The sequence below is a fragment of the uncultured Veillonella sp. genome (assembly GCF_905209685.1).
Classification (GTDB): Bacteria; Bacillota; Negativicutes; order Veillonellales; family Veillonellaceae; genus Veillonella.
On sequence record NZ_CAJLUB010000127.1, the window covers coordinates 1 to 5,042 of the forward strand.

Annotated in this window: 2 protein-coding genes; both read left to right on the top strand. The window is 39.7% G+C overall.

What is annotated here, in order from left to right:
• Window positions 1-3,305: YadA-like family protein (locus tag QZ055_RS08055; protein ID WP_295825904.1), on the top strand; the 3,305-nt coding region annotated here is incomplete at its 5' end.
• 128 nt (window positions 3,306-3,433) lie between these two features.
• Window positions 3,434-4,234 carry a hypothetical protein gene (locus QZ055_RS08060; RefSeq protein ID WP_119207114.1) on the top strand — a complete coding sequence of 267 codons (801 nt, stop codon included), beginning with the start codon at window positions 3,434-3,436 and terminating at the stop codon, window positions 4,232-4,234.
• The last annotated feature ends 808 nt before the right edge of the window (window positions 4,235-5,042 follow it).

Genomic DNA, 5,042 nt, shown 5'->3' on the forward strand with positions numbered 1-5,042 from the left:
AGTCCAAATTGACTGACAACAACATCGGCGTGAACAACGTAGATGGCAAATTGAAAGTTCAATTGTCCAAAGAAGTTAACTTGACTCCATCTGGTTCCTTAACAATTGGCGATACTAAGATCACTGACGGTGGTTTGGTAATCAACAATGGTCCATCCATTACAAAAGGTGGTATCAATGCTGGTGACTTGAACATCACTAACGTGAAAGCTGGCGTAAATGACACTGACGCAGTTAACGTAAAACAATTGAAATCCGCTAAGACAGAAGTTAAAGCTGGTGACAACGTAACAGTTGATAAAACAATTGGTGCTGATGGTCAAAACATTTACACAGTAAATGCAAAAGCAACTAACCTTGGCGATGCTGAACTTAACTACACAGCTAACGGCGGTGCTAAACAAAAAGTTAAATTGTCTGAAGGCTTGAACTTCGTTGATGGTAACTACACTAAAGCTTCCGTTGATGCAAATGGTGTTGTTAAATACGACGTAACACTTGGTAAAGTAAGAGACGGCGTTGATGGCAAACCAGGTGTTGATGGTGAAAATGGTATCGCTACAGTTAAAACTGTTGTAGATACAATCAACAACTCCGGTTGGAAAGGTGACGTTACTGGTAACACAGTAGGCGATCACAGTGCAACAATTGTTAAACCTGGTACAACTGTAAACTTCGGTGCAGGTAAAAACTTAACTGTTGAACAAATCGTTGATAAAGTAACTGGCAATCATACTTACAACTATGCATTGTCCGACGATATCAAAGTTGGTAATGATGGTAAAGATGGTAAACCAGGTGTTGACGGTAAGATCGGTGTAAACGGTAAAGACGGTTCTGCTGTTGTAATCAACGGTAAAGACGGCTCTATCGGCTTGAATGGTAAAGACGGTAAAGATGGTCTTACTTTCAAAGGTGCTAACGGTCAAGACGGCGTTGACGGTAAAAACGGTACTAACGGTATGACTCGTATCGTTTACGAAGATAGCAACAACAACAAACACGAAGTTGCTACTACTGATGACGGCTTGAAATTCACTGGCAACAACGAAAGCGTTGTAAACAAAAACAAACTTAACTCTACAGTTAAAGTTAAAGGTGAAGGCGTTACTGAAGAGCAAGAAAAAACATTTGAATCTGCTGCAGGTAACATCGCTGTAACTGCTGATGGTCACGATACTTTGAACATTCGCTTGAATAAAAACATCAAAGGCATCGACTCCATCCAAACTAAGGAAATCCACTTAGGCACACCTGATAATTACACAACAATTAAGAAAGATGGCGACCGCATTAAATACGGCGACAAAACATTCGCTAACACTGACGATATCTGGACAATCCAAGCTAATGGCACAGATGTTCCAGCTAACGGCGGTAAAGTAAATGTTAAAGGTGCTGACGGTATCACAGTATCCAAATCTGCTAATGGCGAAATGACAATTAGCGGTGCTGGCCTTGGTACAATGAACAGCTTCAACGTTAAATCCTCTGGTAATACTACTGCTGATTCTGAAACAGCAGCTAAGAAAATCACAGATGGTAAAACTGTTGAATTCTCCGGCGGTAAAAACCTTACTGTAAAACAAACTAGCGACGAAAACGGCGCTAAAGTAGAATATGCATTGAGCAACAATGTAGATCTTACAAATAAAGGTTCCTTAACAGTTGGCGATACTAAGATCACTGATGGGGGCTTAGTAATCAACAATGGCCCATCCGTAACTAAAGACGGCATCAATGCTGGTAATAAACAAATTACTAACGTTCAAGACGGTGTAAACGATACTGATGCGGTTAACGTACGTCAATTGAAAGAAGCTAAAACTAACCTTACTGACGGTCAAAACACTAAAGTGACTGGCGATGGTTCTAAAAACAATCCTTACAAAGTTAATGTTGAAGGCGATTTGAACAAAATCACTTCCATCACTAACAAAGAAGGCGACGGTAAATTAGAATTTAAAGGTGACCAAGTAGTTAACGTAGCTGGCGACAACACAATCAAGCTTGATGGTAAAACTGGTGACATCACTGGCTTAACTAACAAAACTCTTGATTCTTCCGACTTCGCAACTAAAGGTCGTGCAGCAACTGAAGAACAATTGAAACTTGTTCAACAAGAAGCAGCTAAGAAATCTACTGAAAAAGTACAAGCTAAAGCTGATGCTAATAACATCGCTAAAGTAGCTCCTAAAGCTGGCGATACATTCGGTGCAGCTGGTGCAACATACGAAGTATCTGTAGATAAAAACGACGTGAAAGATGCAGCTCGTGAAGCAGTTACTGTAACAGGTGACAACAAAGCGATCACTGTAGACGTTCAACCAAATGCTACTAACCATACAACTAACTACCAAGTTAACTTCAATGGTAAGGAAGCAGCTAAACAAATTCCATTGACTTACAAAGAAAATGGTGGCAACGCTAGAACAGTAATGTTATCTGAAGGTTTAGACTTCTCCAACGGCGTGAATACTACTGCTCACACTGATGCGAACGGTAAAGTATCCTTCGACGTGAAAGGCGACCTCACTAACATCACTTCCATTTCCAATAACTCCAATGGTCCTAAAGTATCCTTCGGTGGCGATACTGTAAACATCACTGGTGGCAACCTCAACATGGGTGGTAACAAAATCACTAATGTTCAAAAAGGCACTAATGATACAGATGCAGTAAACGTTAAACAATTGAAAGATTCCCGTACTACATTGACATCTGATGATCATTCCGTAGTATTGAAGAAAACTGAATCTGCTGACGGCGGCTTGAACTATGACCTTTCCGTAAAAGGCGCAGTTGACCCTCGCGTTGATCAATTGAACGAAGAAATCGGTCGTGTAGGCGCTCAAGGTGCAGCATTGTCCGCATTGAAACCTATGCAATACGATCCATTGGAACCAACTCAAATCATGGCTGGTTATGGTAACTACCGTGGTAACTCCGCGATTGCAGTGGGCGTAGCTCATTACAAAAACGAATCCACAATGTTCCATGGTGGCTTGTCCTGGGCTGGCGGCTCTAGCCATATGATGGCAAACGCTGGTGTAACTTGGAAAGTTGGTAACAGAGATGCTGAAGCAGCTGTAGCAGACCGCTACCGCAAAGGCCCTATCAGTTCTGCATACGCAGTTCAAACTGAAATGGCTGCAATGAAAGCTCAAAATGCCGGATTAAAAGGTGAAGTATCCGACTTGAAATATGAAAACGAACAAATTAAAGCTCAAAACGCTGGTCTACAAAGTGAAGTAGAAGTATTGAAAGCTCAAATGGCTGCAATGATGGCGAAAATGGGTATGTAATTAGTTACACTTTCAGAAAACTTTCAAAAAAACTAGGAATCTAATCCTAGGTATGGATATGACTGGTAAGGGTTCCCTCGGGAGCCCTCATCCAGCACATTAATTCGACTATGAAAAGAGGAATAGATATGAAAAAATCTACAATGCTTGCTTTCACAGCAGCAGTTTTATTGAGCGCAGCATCCTTCACTGGTCACGCAGCAAGCGCTCCAACATATGATGACAACTTGATCTTACCTAACCCTGCATCCGCACCTGGTTTGAGCAATGTTGTATTGGTACCTGTGGCTAGCCCACAAGTAGTACAATCTCTTCATGATTATGTGAAAGCATGGGAAAATGCGGAACAAAAAATCGCCTTAGCAGAAGCTAAACGCGACAATCATGAACAATTGACTAAAGCTGATAAAAAATGGTTACATTCCAAAGATAAACATAACTATGCTGATTACTTCCGTACGCATTCCATTGGCCGCGTACACGGTTTTGAAACAGCTTTAAATTGGAACGGTGAAAACCGCAACAAAAACGAATACGAATACTTCGAAACACCTAAATACAATGAAAAAGATGGTTTCGTAAACAGCTATGGCTTCAATGTATTGCGTGGCATGGTAGATCGTGTTAACGAAGTTGTACAAAAACAAAAACAAGTTGGCGGTCCTATGAATGACGACGAAGCACAAGCATTAGAAGATGCAATCTTGGATATCCTTGCTCAAGAGCAAGAACATGTATCTAACGAAGAACTTCGTCACTACATGAACGAAACAATTTGGTTCGCTGCTAAAGAAACAGTTAAAAATAAAGCGAGCGAAGAACCAACTGCTGCTGATGAACACGTAGTAGACCTTCGCAAAGCTATCAACGAACCAATGGGTAGCAATGACTACAACAAAGTTGATTTGCGTAGTGCAATCCAACAATAACTGATATCTATAGTGATGTAGGTATTAAAGCCTTGTCTTCTCTCGTAAAAGGCTTAGTTGATCTCTAATACATACTGATGATATACGTGTATCCCTTACATGCACGTGTATCTACAATGACACAATGGCCCTTATAATGAGTTTGTGAGGGCCCCTGTACCCTGGACCCCCGACTAGGGAACACAAATCCTTATTAAACAACGCCATCCGGTTGGATGGCGTTGTTTTTATATATATATACTATATAACGACAGAATTATGCTGATGATACATGTAGCTTAAGAGGTGATTAATAAAAGAGTCTGAATGGGAATTACTACCTATGAAGAATAACGGTATAGATGTGGTGGTAATAGCGTATATAGTAAGCCAATTTAAGTTGATTATTGATATTATTAATAAGTACTATATATAGTATGGAAAATACAAGAATCTACCATATAAAGAGAGGTAGAAAAAAGTTTGCAAAATTTTAAAATTAGGGGTTGCGTACCTCAGTTCTTTGTACTATAATAGCTATACAGTCGTTCGAAGCGACTGTTTATTAGTTAGCAAACAGTAGATAAAATCTATGTTTGTTGATAATCGTTTTAGAATAAAAATGTAATTCCTGGTTGAAACAGAAATTACAAAATTCTAAAAAAGATTATAAAAAGATGTTGACATGAAAGTGACAACATGTTATTATAATCTAGTCGCCAGTTGGTGAGACACTTCGAAAGAAAGTGCTTCAAAGCTAGATAAAATCTGGTTTAACTGGTACAGATCTTTGAAAACTGAACAATGATAGGTAATCAATCATATGATT